Source organism: Rhodoferax ferrireducens (assembly GCF_003347515.1).
In the GTDB taxonomy this organism is placed as follows: domain Bacteria; phylum Pseudomonadota; class Gammaproteobacteria; order Burkholderiales; family Burkholderiaceae_C; genus Rhodoferax.
Genome location: NZ_QEII01000269.1, coordinates 179,432 through 196,243, shown reverse-complemented (window position 1 = coordinate 196,243; position 16,812 = coordinate 179,432). Strand labels below are relative to the sequence as shown.

Annotated in this window: 17 protein-coding genes; 8 read left to right on the top strand and 9 right to left on the bottom strand. The window is 63.2% G+C overall.

Annotated features, from left to right (window positions below; translation table 11 throughout):
* Positions 1-51 precede the first annotated feature (51 nt).
* The 8 genes from murG (at position 52) to C5P05_RS34030 (ending at position 8,179) form a co-directional block, all read left to right on the top strand.
* Positions 52-1,107 (top strand): undecaprenyldiphospho-muramoylpentapeptide beta-N-acetylglucosaminyltransferase, encoded by a 1,056-nt coding sequence (gene murG, locus C5P05_RS12205; protein ID WP_232834467.1) that lies wholly within the window; start codon positions 52-54, stop codon positions 1,105-1,107.
* Positions 1,104-2,537, top strand: coding sequence for a UDP-N-acetylmuramate--L-alanine ligase (murC, locus tag C5P05_RS12200; protein ID WP_114970102.1), 1,434 nt, complete (start codon positions 1,104-1,106; stop codon positions 2,535-2,537). Before murG ends, murC begins: the two co-directional genes overlap by 4 nt.
* Entirely contained in the window at positions 2,534-3,565 is a 1,032-nt protein-coding gene (locus C5P05_RS12195; protein WP_114970101.1) for a D-alanine--D-alanine ligase, read from the top strand. The genes murC and C5P05_RS12195 overlap by 4 nt, the downstream gene beginning before the upstream one ends.
* Positions 3,562-4,350: a cell division protein FtsQ/DivIB gene (locus C5P05_RS12190; protein WP_114970100.1), complete on the top strand. Its 789-nt coding sequence runs from the start codon at positions 3,562-3,564 to the stop codon at positions 4,348-4,350. The genes C5P05_RS12195 and C5P05_RS12190 overlap by 4 nt, the downstream gene beginning before the upstream one ends.
* 44 nt (positions 4,351-4,394) lie before the next feature.
* Positions 4,395-5,624: a cell division protein FtsA gene (gene ftsA, locus C5P05_RS12185; protein WP_114970099.1), complete on the top strand. Its 1,230-nt coding sequence runs from the start codon at positions 4,395-4,397 to the stop codon at positions 5,622-5,624.
* A 140-nt stretch (positions 5,625-5,764) separates the two neighbouring features.
* A complete protein-coding gene (gene ftsZ / locus C5P05_RS12180) occupies positions 5,765-7,006 on the top strand; it encodes a cell division protein FtsZ (protein WP_114970098.1) in 1,242 nt (413 codons plus the stop codon).
* Positions 7,007-7,037: 31 nt separating this feature from the next.
* On the top strand, positions 7,038-7,961 hold the full coding sequence (gene lpxC, locus C5P05_RS12175) for a UDP-3-O-acyl-N-acetylglucosamine deacetylase (RefSeq protein WP_114970201.1): 924 nt from the start codon (positions 7,038-7,040) through the stop codon (positions 7,959-7,961).
* A gap of 41 nt (positions 7,962-8,002) precedes the next feature.
* Positions 8,003-8,179: a hypothetical protein gene (locus tag C5P05_RS34030; RefSeq protein ID WP_198674706.1), complete on the top strand. Its 177-nt coding sequence runs from the start codon at positions 8,003-8,005 to the stop codon at positions 8,177-8,179.
* A 524-nt stretch (positions 8,180-8,703) separates the two neighbouring features.
* Here C5P05_RS34030 and C5P05_RS34470 read toward each other — a convergent pair.
* The 9 genes from C5P05_RS34470 to C5P05_RS12125 all read right to left on the bottom strand — a co-directional run bounded on the left by C5P05_RS34470 (position 8,704) and on the right by C5P05_RS12125 (position 16,771).
* Positions 8,704-9,144 (bottom strand): hypothetical protein, encoded by a 441-nt coding sequence (locus C5P05_RS34470; protein ID WP_232834456.1) that lies wholly within the window; start codon positions 9,142-9,144, stop codon positions 8,704-8,706.
* A 115-nt stretch (positions 9,145-9,259) separates the two neighbouring features.
* The gene (gene ruvC / locus C5P05_RS12160; RefSeq protein ID WP_114970096.1) at positions 9,260-9,808 is read right to left on the bottom strand and encodes a crossover junction endodeoxyribonuclease RuvC; all 549 of its coding nucleotides are present in this window, start codon (positions 9,806-9,808) and stop codon (positions 9,260-9,262) included.
* 42 nt (positions 9,809-9,850) lie between these two features.
* Complete coding sequence (locus tag C5P05_RS12155; RefSeq protein WP_114970095.1) at positions 9,851-10,840, bottom strand: phosphatidate cytidylyltransferase; 990 nt, start codon at positions 10,838-10,840, stop codon at positions 9,851-9,853.
* A 17-nt stretch (positions 10,841-10,857) separates the two neighbouring features.
* The gene (locus C5P05_RS12150) at positions 10,858-11,469 is read right to left on the bottom strand and encodes a lysophospholipid acyltransferase family protein (protein WP_114970094.1); all 612 of its coding nucleotides are present in this window, start codon (positions 11,467-11,469) and stop codon (positions 10,858-10,860) included.
* Between the two features lie 77 nt (positions 11,470-11,546).
* Positions 11,547-12,314: a transglycosylase domain-containing protein gene (locus C5P05_RS12145; protein ID WP_114970093.1), complete on the bottom strand. Its 768-nt coding sequence runs from the start codon at positions 12,312-12,314 to the stop codon at positions 11,547-11,549.
* Between the two features lie 15 nt (positions 12,315-12,329).
* Positions 12,330-13,163: a shikimate dehydrogenase gene (gene aroE / locus C5P05_RS12140; RefSeq protein WP_114970092.1), complete on the bottom strand. Its 834-nt coding sequence runs from the start codon at positions 13,161-13,163 to the stop codon at positions 12,330-12,332.
* A 29-nt stretch (positions 13,164-13,192) separates the two neighbouring features.
* Positions 13,193-14,044, bottom strand: a complete 852-nt coding sequence (locus tag C5P05_RS12135; RefSeq protein WP_114970199.1) for an energy transducer TonB — start codon at positions 14,042-14,044, stop codon at positions 13,193-13,195.
* A 2-nt stretch (positions 14,045-14,046) separates the two neighbouring features.
* Complete coding sequence (locus tag C5P05_RS12130; protein ID WP_114970091.1) at positions 14,047-16,119, bottom strand: ribonuclease catalytic domain-containing protein; 2,073 nt, start codon at positions 16,117-16,119, stop codon at positions 14,047-14,049.
* A gap of 55 nt (positions 16,120-16,174) precedes the next feature.
* The gene (locus C5P05_RS12125) at positions 16,175-16,771 is read right to left on the bottom strand and encodes a YqiA/YcfP family alpha/beta fold hydrolase (protein WP_114970090.1); all 597 of its coding nucleotides are present in this window, start codon (positions 16,769-16,771) and stop codon (positions 16,175-16,177) included.
* Positions 16,772-16,812: the final 41 nt, after the last annotated feature.

The following is a 16,812-nucleotide window of genomic DNA, read 5'->3' as shown; positions in this document are numbered from 1 at the left end:
TCGGGAGGCAGCGCTGTACGCGAAGCGACCAGCGCGGGGGTTGCATTGGTCATGGCCGGGGGTACCGGCGGCCACATCTTTCCGGGTCTGGCCGTGGCGCAGGCCTTGCGCGAACGCGGCTGGCGTGTGCACTGGCTGGGGGGCGCCGGCAGTGCGACCCAGCCGAGCATGGAAAGCCGGCTGGTGCCGCCCCAAGGTTTTCCGTTCGAGACACTGGATTTTTCGGGTGTGCGCGGCAAAGGGCTGTTGACCCTGGTCCGCCTGCCTTGGCGTCTGTTGCGCGCGTGCTGGCAGAGCCTCCAGGTGCTGCGCCGCGTCAAGCCCGACGTGGTGGTGGGCCTGGGCGGCTACATCACCCTGCCGGCCGGGCTGATGAGTGTCCTGCTGGGCAAACCCCTGGTGCTGCATGAACAGAATTCGGTGGCCGGCATGGCCAACAAAGTGCTGGCACGGGTGGCGCAACGTGTCTTCACCGCTTTTCCCGACGTCATGAAACAAGGTCGCTGGGTGGGCAATCCCTTGCGGCCAGCCTTCATTGGCGGTGCCGATCCGGCGACCCGTTTTGCCGGGCGCAGCGGGCCGCTGCGCTTGCTGGTGGTGGGCGGCAGTCTGGGCGCGCGCGCCTTGAACGACATCGTGCCGCGTGCGCTGGCCCTGATTCCAGCCGATCAGCGCCCGCTGGTCATTCACCAAAGCGGCGCCGCCCAGATTGACGCGCTGCGCGCCAACTACGCCCAATGCGGTGTGCAGGCGCAACTCACGCCCTTTATCGACGACACCGCGCAAGCCTTTGCCGAGGCTGATCTGGTGATTTGCCGTGCCGGTGCCAGCACCGTGACCGAGCTGGCGGCCGTGGGTGCGGCGGCCTTGTTCGTGCCTTTCCCGTTCGCCGTGGACGACCACCAAACCCACAACGCCCGCTTCCTGGTGGATCAGGGCGCCGGTTGGCTGGTGCCGCAGCCCGAGCTGAGCCCCGAATGGTTGGCCGAGATGCTACAAAAAACAGAGCGTCCTGCGCTGCTTGCATGCGCGCTACAGGCCAAAAAATTAGAAAAAATTGATGCTGCCGCGAAGATCGTGGCAGCCTGCGAGGAGTTAAGCGCATGAAACATGCTGTTCGTCATATTCACTTCGTTGGCCTCGGCGGCGTTGGCATGTCCGGCATCGCCGAGGTGCTGTTCAACCTGGGCTACACGATTTCGGGCTCTGACCTGGCCGACAGCGCCACCTTGAAGCGCCTCGGTGGCCTGGGCATCCAGACCTACGTCGGCCACAGTGCCGACAACGTGGCCGGCGCCGATGCCGTGGTCACCTCCACCGCCGTGCAGGCCGACAACCCCGAAGTGCTCGCCGCGCGCGAGAAGCGCATTCCGGTGGTGCCGCGCGCGCTGATGCTGGCCGAACTGATGCGGCTGAAAAGCGGCATCGCCATCGCCGGCACGCACGGCAAGACCACCACCACCAGCCTGGTCGCCAGCGTGCTGGGCGAGGCCGGACTGGACCCGACATTTGTCATCGGCGGACGCCTCAACAGCGCCGGCGCCAATGCCCGGCTGGGGCAGGGCGACTACATCGTGGTGGAGGCCGACGAGTCGGATGCCTCGTTCCTGAATCTGTCGCCGGTGATGGCGGTGGTCACCAATATCGATGCCGATCACATGGAGACCTACGGCCACGACTTTGCCCGTCTCAAGCAGGCGTTTGTTGATTTCCTGCACCGCATGCCCTTCTACGGCACGGCCATTTTGTGCACTGACGATCCGGCTGTGCGCGACATCGTGTCGCAGGTCACCTGCCCGGTCACCAGCTACGGCTTTAACGAAGATGCGGAAGTGCGCGCCATCGACGTGCGAGCGGTGGCAGGGCAAATGCATTTCACGGTGCAGCGCCGCAATGGCGTCGTGCTGCCGGACCTGGAGGTGGTGCTGAACCTGCCGGGCCACCACAACGTGCTCAATGCCTTGTCGGCGATTGCCGTGGCGGTGGAGCTCAACGTGCCGGACGCCGCCGTGCAAAAAGCCCTCGCGGAGTTCAAGGGTGTGGGCCGGCGCTTCCAGCGCTATGGCGAGGTCAATGCGCGCGACGGCGGTGTGTTTACCCTGGTCGACGACTACGGTCACCACCCGGTGGAAATGGCGGCCACCCTGGCGGCGGCACGCGGGGCGTTTCCGGATCGGCGGCTGGTACTGGCGTTTCAGCCGCATCGCTATACCCGCACGCGTGACTGTTTCGAGGATTTCATCAAGGTGATTGCCCAGGCCGATGCCGTTTTGCTGTCTGAGGTGTATGCCGCTGGCGAAGCGCCGATTGTGGCCGCCGACGGCCGCAGCCTGGCACGCGCGCTGCGCGTGGCCGGCCGTATCGAGCCGGTGTTTGTTGACAACATCGCCGACATGCCGCAAGCCATTGTGGACAACGCCCGCGATGGGGATGTGGTGCTGTGCATGGGCGCCGGCTCAATTGCCGCCGTGCCCGCGAAAGTGGTTGATATGCTACAAAATTCAGAGCTGCTTGCGCAGGAAGGACGAGGGCTATGAGCCAGTTAGATGTAAATTTGAGCGTCGACGGGCCGCCCCTAGGCGCGAAGGCCCCCTCGGGGGGCAGCGCAGCACACGAAGTGGCAAGCGTGGGGGCTAGTTTCGGGAAAGTGGCGGTGCTCATGGGCGGTGCCTCGGCCGAGCGCGAAGTCTCCCTGATGTCGGGGCAGGGCGTGTTGCAGGCCTTGATCTCGCAGGGCGTGGACGCCCATGCCTTCGATCCGACTGAACGCGATCTGGCCGAGCTGAAGACGGAGGGCTTTGCGCGCTGCTTCATCGCCTTGCATGGCCGCTTTGGTGAAGACGGCACGGTGCAGGGCGCGCTCGAATTGCTGGGAATCCCCTACACCGGCTCGGGTGTCATGGCATCGGCAATCGCCATCGACAAGGTCATGACCAAGCGCATCTGGCGCAGTGAGGGGCTGCCGACGCCGGCGTGGCAGCGGGTGGACAGCGCCCTGGCCACGGAGCAGGCCTTTGCCGCTTTAGGCAGCCCGATGATTGTCAAACCCGGCCGCGAAGGCTCCACCATCGGCCTGACCAAGGTCACCACGGCGGCGCAGTGCGCGGCCGCTTATGGGTTGGCGGCCCAGCATGACACCGAGGTGCTGTGCGAACAGTTCATCAGCGGTGACGAGGTGACCATTCCCGTGCTCGGCTCGGGCGCCGCCGCCCAGGCCCTGCCGGTGATCCGCATCGTGGCGGCCGACGGCAACTACGACTACCAGAACAAGTATTTCACCGACACCACGCAGTATCTGGTGCCCTGTGGTCTGCCCGAGGGCGAGGAACTGCATATCCAGCAACTGGTGCTGCAGGCTTACCAGGTGCTGGGCTGCCGCGGCTGGGCGCGCGCCGACGTGATGATCGATGCCCGCACGCGCAAGCCCTATCTGCTGGAGATCAATACCTCGCCCGGCATGACCGGGCACTCGCTGGTGCCGATGTCGGCCAAAGCGGCCGGCATCAGTTACCCGGCGCTGTGCGTCGAGATCTTGCGCCATGCCACGCTGGACTACGCGCCATGACAAAAAACCTGCCTGTGCCCATGGATGTGAAGCTGATGAACATGACGGCTTCCGTCCTGTTCCTGGTGTTTGCCTTGATGGTCGTGGGCGCGCTGGCGGGATGGGTCTCGCGGCACCCCAACTTTGCGATACGGGGCATCGCGGTGAGCGGTGAGGTCACGCACAACAGCGCCTTGACCTTGCGCGCCAATGTGGCGCCCCGGCTGAAAGGTACGTTTTTAACGATGGACCTCGCCGCGGCGCGACTGGCGTTCGAAGCCGTGCCCTGGGTGCGCCAGGCGGTGGTGCGGCGCGAGTTCCCCAACCGCCTCAAGGTGCTGTTGCAGGAGCATCATGCCGCGGCTTACTGGGGCGCGGAAGGCGAGTCCAGGTTGGTCAACAGCTTTGGCGAAGTATTTGAAGCGAATGTCGACGAGGTGGAGCAAGACGCCTTGCCGCGCCTGAACGGCCCGGACGGCCAGGCGGCGCAGGTGCTGGCCATGTACCAGACGCTGGAGCCGGTGTTCGATCCGATGGATCTGGCGCTGGAGCAGATCGAGCTGACCGGGCATGGTGGCTGGCGGGCCAAGCTCGACACCGGCGCGCAGATCGAGCTCGGCAGCGGAACAGCGGCAGAGGTGCTGGCGCGCACGCAACGCTTCCTTCAGACGCTGACCCAGGTGACGTCTCGCTACGGGCGCATGCCGGAGGCGCTGGAGACAGCCGATTTACGGCATCAAGACGGTTATGCCATCCGGCTGCGCGGCGTGACCACGCTGGCAGCGGATGCGCAGAAGAAGAAGTAACGGCAATAACGGCATGAGCGGCAACACAAGCAACAGGTGAATATATGGCGAAAGAATACAAAGATCTGGTCGTAGGGCTGGACATTGGCACCGCCAAGGTGATGGTGGTGGTGGCCGAAGTGCTGCCCAACGGTGAGCTCAAGCTCGCCGGTCTGGGCGTGGCGCCCAGCAACGGCCTCAAGCGCGGTGTCGTGGTGAACATCGACGCCACGGTGCAAAGCATCCAGCAGGCGCTGAAAGAGGCCGAGCTGATGGCCGACTGCAAGATCACCCGGGTCTACACCGGCATCACCGGCAGCCATATTCGCGGCATCAATTCGCACGGCATGGTGGCGATCAAGGACCGCGAAGTCACCGCCGCCGACGTGGCGCGCGTGGTGGAAACTGCCAAGGCCATCAACATCTCGACCGACCAGCGCCTGCTGCTGGTGGAGCCGCAGGAATTCATCATCGACGGCCAGGACGTGAAGGAGCCGATCGGCATGAGCGGCATCCGGCTGGAAGCCAAGGTGCACATCGTGACCGGCGCGCAAAGCGCGGCCGAGAACATCATCAAGTGTGTGCGCCGCTGCGGTCTGGAAGTCGAGCAGCTCATGCTCAATCCGCTCGCCTCCAGTCTGTCGGTGCTGACCGAAGACGAACGGGAGCTGGGCGTGGCCCTGGTCGACATTGGCGCCGGCACCACCGATGTGGCCATCTTCACCAACGGCGCCATTCGCCACACCGCCGTCATTCCGATTGCCGGCGACCTGATCACCAGCGACATAGCCATGGCGCTGCGCACGCCGACCAAGGACGCCGAAGAAATCAAGGTGGAAAACGGTTACGCCAAACAGATGCTGGCCGACCCGGATGCCCAGGTCGAGGTCCCCGGTCTGGGCGACCGCGGTCCGCGCATGCTGAGCCGCCAGGCGCTGGCGGGCGTCATCGAGCCGCGTGTGGAAGAGATTTTCTCGCTGGTGCACCAGGTCATGCGCGAGTCCGGCTTTGAGGAAATGCTTTCCAGCGGCATCGTGCTCACCGGTGGCAGCTGCATCATGCCCGGCATGGTGGAGCTGGGCGAAGACATCTTCCTGAAGCCGGTGCGCCGCGGTATTCCCAAGTATTCAAAAGCCTTGTCCGACATGGTGGCGCAGCCGCGCGCCGCCACCGTCATGGGCTTGCTGGAAGAAGCCCGCATGGCGCGCCTGCGCGGCTTCAAGGTGGCGCAAAAAAATGGCTCCATGAAAACCGCGCTCAGTCAGGTCAAGGACTGGTTTGTGGGGAACTTTTAACCATGCAATCCAAACTCTGGCTCGCGCGGGAAAGCCCGCATTGGCGATGGCGATGCATGGATCCGCCCACCAAACCATGAACAAAAAGATACGTATCCAAGTCGGCAACTGCTAAATATTTGAAACTGAAGGAGAGAAAAATGTCTATCGAAATGATTGAAGAAGGCGTGTTCAACCAAGGCACCCAGATCAAGGTGATTGGCGTCGGCGGCGGCGGCGGCAACGCGGTAGGCCACATGATCGGCTGCGGCGTGCAGGGCGTGGAATTCATCTGCGCCAATACCGACGCGCAGGCCCTGAGCCGCAGCGACGCCCACAAAAGCATCCAGCTCGGCACCAGCGGCCTGGGCGCCGGCAGCAAGCCCGACCGGGGCCGCGAAGCCGCGGAACTGGCGGTGGACGACATCCGCGCCGCGATCGAAGGCGCACACATGCTGTTCATCACAGCCGGCATGGGCGGTGGTACCGGCACCGGTGCCGCCCCGGTCATCGCCCGCGTGGCGCGTGAAATGGGCATTCTGACCGTGGGCGTGGTCACCAAGCCGTTCGAGTTTGAAGGCGGTCGCCGCATGACCAATGCCGACACCGGCCTGGCCGAGCTGGAAGCCAATGTGGACTCGCTGATCGTGGTGCTCAACGAGAAACTGCTCGATGTGCTGGGCGACGACGTCACACAGGACCAGGCGTTTGCCCATGCCAACGATGTACTGAAGAACGCGGTCGGCGGCATTGCCGAAATCATCAACGTGCCCGGCCATGTCAACGTCGACTTTGAAGACGTGCGTACCGTCATGGGTGAGCCCGGCAAAGCCATGATGGGCACCGCCGTCGCCGCCGGCCCGGACCGCGCCCGCATCGCCGCCGAACATGCCGTGGCCTGCCCCCTGCTCGAAGGTATTGACCTCTCCGGCGCCAAGGGTGTGCTGGTGCTGATCACCGCCGCCAAGGGCTCGCTCAAATTGAGCGAGTCCAAGCTGGCCATGAACACCATTCGTGCCTATGCGTCGCCCGATGCCCATGTGATCTACGGCACCGCCTACGACGACGAGTTGGGCGATGAAATCCGTGTCACCGTGGTGGCCACGGGTCTGAGTCGTCTGGGTGCCAGCCGCGCCAAGCCGCAGTTGCAGGTGCTGCGTACCGGTACCGACAATGTGCCTTTTCATGTGCCTACGCTCAACACGACCGCAGGCGGCGCCATGGCCTCCGGCATCATGAGCGCACCGACCGGCCTGAGCCAGCCTGACTACCAGAGCATGGCGACCCCCAGCGTCTGGCGCACCCGCGACCGGACCCAGGCGGCGGCGAAGGTGGACGCGCTCGCTTCGGGCGGCATGGATGATTTCGAGATTCCTGCCTTCCTGAGAAAGCAGGCCGACTGATCGGTCAGCGATGGCCTTTTACAATCGCGGTGTGCTACAACAACGAACCCTCAAATCCCTGACCCGAGCCGTCGGCGTCGGCCTGCATAGCGGCCAGCGTGTCGAGATCACGTTGCGCCCGGCGCAGCCTGACACCGGCATCGTGTTCAGGCGGGTCGATTTGCCGCAGCCCGTGGACATTCCGGTATCGGCCTTTGCCGTGACCGACACCCGCATGGCGTCCACCCTGTCCAGCGGCAACGTCAAGGTGCTGACGGTGGAGCACCTGATGTCGGCCTGTGCCGGCCTGGGTGTGGACAATATGTACGTGGACATCACGGCCGAAGAAGTCCCGATTCTGGACGGCTCCGCCGCCTCGTTTGTCTATTTGCTGCAAAGCGCCGGGATCGAGTTGCAGAATGCGCCGCGGCGCTTCATCCAGCTGAACAAGCCGGTGGAAGTGCGCGAAGGCCAGGGTGCGTCCGAGAAGTGGGCACGCCTGGAGCCTTACCAGGGCTACAAGCTCAGTTTCGAGATCGACTTTGACCACCCGGCGGTGGACGCCACCGGCCAGCGCGTGGTGTTTGACATGAGCACCGGCTCGTATTCCAAGGACATTGCCCGGGCTCGCACCTTCGGCTTCAGCAAGGACTTCGAGGTGATGCGCGCCAACGGCCTGGCCTTGGGTGGCGGGCTGGACAATGCCATCGTGATGGACGACTACAAGGTCTTGAATTCCGACGGCCTGCGCTACGACGACGAGTTCGTCAAGCACAAAATCCTCGACGCCATGGGCGATCTCTACCTGGTCGGCAAACCCTTGCTGGCCAGCTACAGCGCCTTTCGCTCCGGCCACGCGCTCAACAACCTGCTGCTGCGCGAACTGCTGGCACGCACCGATGCCTGGGACGTGGTGACCTTTGAAGACGAAAAGCGCGCCCCCAAGGGCTTTGCCCAGCTGGCGCGCGCCTGGTAATTCAGCAGGTTCGACCCACACAGGCCCAGGACTGCTCAACCATGTTGCTGTTTCGCTGGCTCATTCTCTTGCTGCTGCTGGGTGCCGTGGTGTCCTTCGTTTTTTATGCTGCTACCGGCCAGCTTCGCTACAGGCGCTACGGTCTGCTCACGCTCAAGTGGGCCTTGATTGCGGGGTTTGGATTCTTTGCGGTGCTGATATTGGAGCGGATTGCCTGAGGTGTGCGAAACCGTTCCACCGGTTGTTAGTTCCTCTCCCCGTAGCGCTTGCCACCCGCACAAATTACGAATGAGCTGGCGCAAGGCGACTTTACACATCCGCTTGGGAGAAGGCCTAGAGGTAGGGGTGTCCATCCTACTGATTAGGCGGCTGCATGGTGAAGCGAGAGTTCCACGGTCGGCCCTAAGCCCCTCGCCTCTGGGCGGCAGCTTTTGGCATGTCTTCGACGACCACGAAATCCAGACCCGAGTCCCTTGTCTTCAGTAGAACCTGGGTCTGACGGGCGATGGCAATTTTCTTGGCGATACCAAGTGGGATTAGCCCGGCGAAGCCTGTCCTACGAATTGAGTGCGCGTAAATGTAGATGGGACCGGTTCGTCTGGGAGTTCCGCCGGGGACCTCTTCCCAGGACCACAGACAAGTTCCCTCGTAGCGGCTGCCGCGGTCTACGAACTGAAACTCTTCGCCTCGATGAATAAGTTGAGCGGATTGCATTGTTCGCTGGCTTACTGGGGCCAACCAGTTAGGCTGAGCCGGCACAAGCGAGCAGGGAAAACGCAAGTGCGACATAGACAAGGATTCCAGCAAAGAGCATACCGTTAGCAGTAACTACTCTACGGCCTTCCCGCAGAAACGAAAGCGCACCGGCCGGTCCGTATATGCGCCCCTCTTTCTCGGAAATTTTTTCACCGCGCCAACGGCCTAGTGAGGCGGACCATACCGCGGCCCTCCCCGTTTGAATGAGCACGACTTCAACGACGAACCATGCAATAAGCGTGAGAAATTCTTCCACGACGCCTAGCGCAATGTCCAGAGCAAAACCTGCTCTATATACTGGACCTTGCTCCACATACTGATCATGAATTCCCCCTGAGCGTGGCTTGTAGCCTTGGTTTCCGTGGTTTTTTCGGATTTTTTGCAGATATAAAAATTCCGACAAACCCGGCAGATTGTTCTTTTTCAATTCTAGGCTTTACACAAGCCAATTTTGAAATTGGAGGAGCACTTCGACTGCCAGCAATAGGCACCCAGCCGACGAACGCCGGCACCCTTTGACAACAATCCGCCGGCAAAAACAATCACCGACTCCGCCCCGCCTTGTATTTCCCACTCCCCGCGCCCAGCACGCCATCCGCTTGCGCCAACCGCGCCATGGCTTTGGCCGCATGGGCATGCGTGATGGCCAGGCCGAGCGCATCGGCGGCATCCGGCCCGGGCAGGCCGGGCAGGGTCAGCAGGCGGCGCACCATTTCCTGAACTTGGGTTTTCTCGGCCCGGCCGTAGCCGACCACGGCCTGCTTCATCTGCAGCGCGGTGTATTCGGCCACCGGCAAATCGGAGAACACCAGCGCTGTGACGCAGGCGCCGCGGGCCTGACCGAGCAACAAGGTGGATTGCGGGTTGACGTTGACGAACACGATTTCGACCGAGGCCGCGTCGGGCTCGTAGCGGCCGACCACTTCGCGGATGCCGTCAAACAAGACCTTCAGCCGCGCCGGCAAGTGCGCTTTGTCCAGGTGCAAAGTGCTGATGGTGCCGCTGGCCACGTAGGTGAGCTCGGCGCCGTCCACGTCGATCACGCCAAATCCGGTGGTGCGCAGGCCGGGGTCAATGCCAAGAATTCGCATATGCTATTAAATTAGTAGCGTATTGCGCAATGAATACGGGAGCTAGAGGCCAAAATACCATCTAACTGAATGAAAGAAGACGGGGGCGGCAAAACACAGGGCGTCGACCCGGTCCAGCAGGCCGCCGGCGCCGGTCACGGCCGAGCCCTGGCCGCGCCAGATCGGAATGCCGCGGTCGCGTTTGAGTGCTTTCATCACCAGATGGCCCAAGGAGCCGGCAACGCAGGCGACCAGGGCCATGGCGAAGGCCTGGCCCGGCACGAAGGGCGTGATGCCCGCCAGCAGGGTGCCCAGGGCGCTGCCGACGGCAATGCCGATCCACCAGCTGGGCCAGTTGAAGCTCTGGCTGATGTTGGGAGCGGCGGGGGCTTTTTGCAGTCTGCGCGAGGCCAGGTGCTGGGCCAGCATGCAGCTCTGTACCACCAGCACCAGAAAGAACACCAGGAAGGCGCTCTTGCTGTTGTAGTGGGGAAAATCCAGCAGCAGCAGGGCCGGCACATGGCTCATGCCGTAGATGCAGACCATGATGCCCCATTGCAGCTTGGCGTTGCGCTCCAGAAAGCGCTGCGGGTCATTGGCCAGCGCGCTGGCCACGGGCAGGGCCAGAAACACATAGACCGGAATGAAGACGGTGAACAGGTCGAAGTGCTCGCTGCCGACCAGCCAGTATTGCAGGGGCAGCACCACAAAGAATGCCAGCACCAGGCTGCGGTGGTCGCCGCGGCGGGTCGGCGACAGGGTCATGAACTCGCGCAACGCAAAAAAAGACACCAGCCCGAACAGCCCCAGCGCCACCCAGTCGCCGGCCAGCCAGCCGATCCAGAACACGAACACCATGAACCAGCTGGTTCTGAGCACGCCTTCAAAATTGTGCAAATCATTGCGGCGTTGCACCGCGTTCGCGTCGTCGCCGAATTCGCGCAGCGACAGCAACACGGCGACGATGCTGGCCAACATCAGGATGCCAAACACGATGATGAACAGCGCGCCGACTTGCTCGGTGGCGTTGAGGTTTTTCAGGTAGTAGTACATGGTCTTGGATGTCTGGCTCAGACGTCGCGCAGGGCGATGACGGCCTGGCGTGCCCGGTCCAGAAAGGCGCGGCGCTCCTCATCGGCCTGCAGATGCAGGGGCGCCCCGAAAGTCACCGAACACAGCACCGGCACCGGCACGACTTCGCCCTTGGGCATGACGCGCTGCACATTGTTGATCCACGCCGGCACCAGCTCGACGTTGGGAAACTTGAGCGCCAGGTTGTACAGCCCGGCCTTGAAGGGCTGCGGCTCCTCTGCGTTGCCGCGCGTGCCTTCGGGAAACAAAATGATGGAGTCGCCGTGGTCCAGTGCTTCAAACAGGGGCTCCAGCGGATCTTCCTCGGCGCTGCGGTCGCGGGCCACGTAGATGACGTTGAACACGGCCGTGGTGAGCCATTGCCGGAACGGGGTTTTGGTCCAGTAATCCTTGGCCGCGATGGCGCGGGTGCGCACGCGTAGCTCCTTGGGCAGCGCCGCCCAGATCATCATCAGGTCGGCGTGGCTTTGGTGGTTGGCGAAGTAAATGCGCTGTTCCGCCTTGGGCGGGCAGCCGTACCAGCGTGCCTGCGCCCCGGTCAGGACGCGGATCAGGCCCAGTAGGAAGTAACTCATGAGCTTTGCAAGCATGCAGGCGATGATACAGAGCGCAGGTGACTGGATTGCCGCGTCGCTACGCTCCTCGCAACGACGCAGCGACGCAATGCTCAGGGTAATTCGGCGTTGGACAGGCGGCTGGCAATCACGCTGGCGCGTCCCGCGATGTAGCTGGAGTTGGGTATTTTTTCGAAGTACTTGGGGCGCGGCAACATCACCGCCAACCGGGCGGCTTCATAGGCGCTCAGCCGGCTGGCCGGCTTGCGAAAGTAGTGCTGGGCGGCGGCCTCGGCGCCAAACACGCCTTCGCCCCATTCCACATTGTTGAGGTAGATCTCCAGGATGCGCTGCTTGCTGAGCAAGCCTTCCAGCAACAGCGTCAGCACAAATTCCTGGCCCTTGCGCAGCAGGGTGCGCTCGCCCGACAGAAGCAGGTTTTTCGCCAATTGCTGGGTGATGGTGGAGCCGCCCACGATCTTGGGCTGGCGGACCCCGGGTTTGTTCCTGGCCGCCACGGTTTTTTTGCTGTTCTGTGTTTGGGTGGCCTGGAATTTGGCGACTTGGGCTTCGGCCTTGGCATTCTTTTGCCAGGCTTTTTCCAGCGCGTCCCAGTCCACGCCATCGTGGTAGGCGAAGCCGTCGTCTTCGCTGGCGATCACGGCGCGCTTGAGATAGTCGGAAATCTCCGGGTAGGCCACCCATTGCTGGCGCCAGCGCAACGTGCCTTTTTCGCTCAAGACGCGCCACGCCTCGGAGCGCTCGAACGCGGTGGATTGCGGGTCCAGCACCGCCGTGGCGGCAATGCGCGCCACAAAGAAGAGCTGCAGCGCCAGCACGGCGGCGAGCACCAAACCGACCCAGCGCAGGAAGGCCTTCATGGGATGCGCGTCCGCCTAGACCATGAGGGCCCGCAACTCGGTCAACACCTGTTGCGAGGGTGGCAGCACGCCGCGCCAGATCAAAAACGCCTCGGCCGCCTGCTCCACCAGCATGCCCAGTCCGTCACGCGGGCTGGCGCCGTGCTCGTGCGCCCAGGTCATGAAGCCTTGCGCGGTGGGGCCGTACATCATGTCGTAGGCCAGGGCGCCGGGCTTGAGGGTGCTGGCCGCGACCGGCACGCCGGCGCCGCTCAGGCTGCTGGCGCTGGCGTTGATGACAACATCGAAATTGCCCTGAAGCCCTTGCAGGTCCTGCGCAGACAGCTCTGTATTTTGTAGCAAGGCAAGCGCCGCATGGCGCGTCACCAAGGTCGCCGCCTTGCTCACGGTGCGGTTGGCCACGGTGATGCGGGCCGGACGCGCCTGCAGCAGCGGGCCTAACACGCCGGCGGCGGCCCCGCCGGCTCCGATCAGCAGCACCTGGCGGCCGCTCAGATCCAGACCGGCGTTGCGCTGGATGTCGTTGACCAGGCCGGCGCCATCGGTGTTGTCGGCGAGGATGGCGCCGTCCTTGAAGCTCAGGATGTTGGAGGCCTGGGCCAGCGTGGCGCGCGCGCTGGTCTGGGTGGCCAGCGCGGCAGCTTCAAACTTGAAGGGCACGGTGATGTTGCAGCCGCGGCCGCCTTCGGCAATGAAGGCGTGCACGGCGCCGGCAAAACCGTCCAGCGCAATCTGGCGTTTGCCGTAGTGCAGGGTCTGGCCGGTAAGTTCAGCAAATCGGGCGTGAATCCACGGCGACTTGCTGTGTTCCACCGGGTTGCCCATGACGCAATAGAGATCCAGAGACATAGTTGACTTGTGAGTTGTTGGGAGGTCCGTCACTTGGACGTGAGCTTGGTTTCCAGCGTTTCGTCGCGGGTGAACTTGAAGCGTGACACCACGGCAATCTGGTCGGCCTGGCGGCGCATGGCGGCGTTGAAGTGGCCAAAAGGTCCGGCACTTCGGGCAATGGCCTCGGCGCGGCGGTCCAGCGTGCGGTTGCCGGAGCTTTCCACGATCTCGATGTTGAGCACCCGGCCATCAAAATTGACGCTCACGATGATGGTCAGTTCGCCATACAGTTTTTTGCCGGCGGCTTCGGGAAAGTTCTCCGTGCCCTTGTCTTCGATGGCGCGGCGCAAATGGTCGTAGTACACGGCGTACACCTCTTCCCGGGTAGCCGGGCTGATGTAACGCTTCTTGGGCCGCGCATTTTCTTGGTTGATACGCCGCTCGATCTCGGCCAGCAGCTTGATCAGGCGGCGGCGTTTTTCTTCACGCTCCAGCTGATCCGGTGAAGCATGGGGCTGCTTGGGGTCGGGTGGCGGCAGGGCGGCCAGCATGTTTTTGACCTGGGTCAGCATCAGGCTTTGCTGTTCCTGCAGGTTTTGCAGCTGGCGCAGGGCCGCCTCCTCGGCGCTGTCACCGATTTCAGACACCAGGGCCGGCGGCAAGGGGCTGGTGGCGCGGCCTTTGTCGGCATCGCCACCGCCGGCCATGGACGCTTGCGCAATGGCCCGCGCCTTGTCGGGCCGCTCGGTGGTGCGCGCATTGACCAGAATGACCTCCAGCGGCGTGTCTTCAAACACGCGGTTGAAGGCCTCAGGATCGACAAAGCGCACCGTCAACAAGACGGCGTGCACGGCGATCGAGGCACCCAGCGCCAGCTGGAGAATGCTGAAGGACTTCAGGTTCACGGGGCAGGATTATCGCTGGCGGCGGCCGTGGTTTCGGCCTCACTCTCGCTCATGTCCACGGCGATCGCGATCGGGCCGGCGCCGGCATCTTCGTCGTCGTCTTCGGCGTCGTCCTGCGCCGCGTCAGCGGTCTCGGTGACGGTGTCGAGTCGCTCCACCACCGTGCCGTGGATGTCCAGCGTCACCTCGTCAATGTCACCGAGCTTGACCCGCACCCGCGCACCCCGCGGCAAACCGCTGGCGCCCATCACCGGCAGCACCAGCGGCAGGTCGTCGGCGCGCACCATGTTCTCCTTGAACACCGTGGCCTCGATCTCGGTCACGCCGTTTTGCTGCACGTACTTGAGCGTCCAGAAGCGTTCGATCGCATTCTGGTAGCTGTTGTAGGCGAAATAGGCCGAATCGAAGCTGGAGATGATTGAAAACAGGTCCGCGTCCTTGGGCTTGAACGGTGCTACCAGCGCCGCCGTTTTGCCGTGGCGGGCACAGGCAATGATTTGCCACTGATTCACTAGGTCGGTGTAGCGGCGCAGCGGCGAGCTGCTCCAGGCATAGCTTTTCACGCCGATGCCGGCATGCGGCAGCGCCTTGGTGCCCATGCGCACCTTGACGCCCGGCAACATCGAGGCCTGGCTGCGGTAGATGCCGGGTACGCCGAGCTCGGCCATCCAGCTGCCCCAGGTGCTGTTGGCCAGAATCATGGCCTCCGACACGATCAGGTCCAGCGGCGCGCCGCGCTGGCGCACGCTGATCAGCACCTGCTCATCGCCTTGCGGCTCGCGGCCTTCGTTGCCGACTAGTCTGAAGTTGTAATCCGGCCGGTTGAAGTTCTCGGGCTTGCCGCGCACGATTTCGCGCTTGGCCTTCAGGTCTTTTGCCAGTCGATGCAAAAATGATAGCTGCTCACGCTTGTGCGATAAGCGCTGGGGGTCATTTTCATGGTTGAAAGCCGGATTTTCCAGCCAGTCGGTGGTGACGACGGCGTCGAGCTGGTCGTGGCGCAGATTGGCGCCAATGTGCACGCGCTCCAGCTTGGTTTCGCTGCTCTTGATTTCCAGCGTGGCTTCGTCCAGCGTGACGTACAAGGACAGGGCCGGGCAGTCGCGGCCCTCCATCAGCGTGTAGGCCTGCACCACGTCGTCGGGCAGCATGGTGATCTTGTAGCCCGGCATGTAGACCGTGGACAGGCGGTTGCGGCCGAGCTGGTCAATCGGGCTGCCCGGCAAGACGGCCAGGCCCGGCGCGGCAATGTGAATGCCCAGCAGCACGGTACCGCTGCCCAGGCCTTGCACCGAGAGCGCGTCGTCGATCTCGGTGGTGGCCGAGTCGTCGATGGAGAAGGCGCGCGCCGTGGACAAGGGCAGCTCGTCCTTGATGGCCGGGGCCTCGAGCTTGGGGAAGGCCGTGCCCTTGGGGAAGTTTTCCAGCAGGAAGCGGCGCCAGTGGAACTGGTAGGGCGAATCAATGGCACCGGCCTTGATCAGCAGCTCCAGCGGCCCCAGGTGCGTGGCGCGCGAGGCTTCGACCACCGCCTTGTATTCAGGCGCATTTTTGTCGGGCTTGAACAGGATTTTGTACAGCTGGTCGCGAATCGGCTGCGGGCATTCACCCTGGCTCAGGTCCTTCACCCACTGCTCGGTTTGCAACGCGATCTGTTTTTTCTTCTCAATGGCGGCCAGGGCCAGCGCGATGATGTCGGCCGGGGCCTTGCGAAAGCGCCCCTTGCCGGCGCGGCGAAAGTAATGCGGCGACTCGAACAGGCGCACCAGCGTGCCGGCTTGCTGCTCCAGCGTGGCGTTGGCGCTGAAATATTCGCGCGCCAGGTCGGCAAAACCGAATTCTTCCTCCGGCGAAAACTCCCAGGCCAGCTCCAGCTCGATGCTCTGGCTGACCGCCTGTGCCGACGCCAGCAAAGCTGCCGGTGCCGGTTTTTCGAACTTCAGCAGGTAGTTGGCCGCCTTGACCTTGACCCGCTTGCCGCTGTCCAACTCCACCTGCGCAGAGGACTCCGCCTCCGACAGCACCCGACCGGCCATGAATTTTCCGGCTTCTTCAAACAATAAAAACATGGGGGCGATTGTCCCAGCAAAACCGGGCCGGGCTCCGGCCGCCCGGTTTTGTGCTTCAGTTCAGGCCCAAAAACGCCAACACCGCTGGCAAGTGGACCTCAAAGTCGCTGAGGGCATGGTCGCCGCCTTCCAGCAGGCGGATGTGGGCGCCAGCGTAGCGGGCCTGCATTTCACGCCAGTCCAGTACTTCGTCACCCTTGGCGATGATGGCCAGGTAGTTGTCGGGCCGTGTCAGACCCTGACATTGCAGCGCCCGCAATTCGTCAACAAATTCCGGTTTGAAGAAAAAGTGCTCTTGCGGGTCGTGCCAGCTGGTTTGCTCGCCGATGTAGGCTGTCAAATCGCGGGCCGGATCGACCGCCGGGTTGAGCAGCACGGCCTTGCAGCCGGTGTGTTCGGCGACATACGTGGCATAAAAACCGCCCAAGGAGGAGCCGACCACGGCCATGGTGTCGCGCGGCCAGTCGGCGATGCCGTGTAGCAGCAAGGCCATGGCCTCGCTGGGCGACGGCGGCAGTTGCGGACACCACCAGTGCAGCTCCGGGTGCTGTGTCGTCATGTGCTGCGCCATGGTGCGGGCTTTCAACGACTGGGGTGATGAGCGAAAGCCGTGTAGGTAGAGGAGATGGGTGAGGGGAGGCGGGTTGCTCATGGGCAAGATGATAGAACGACGTATCCACAGCCGAAGGCAAT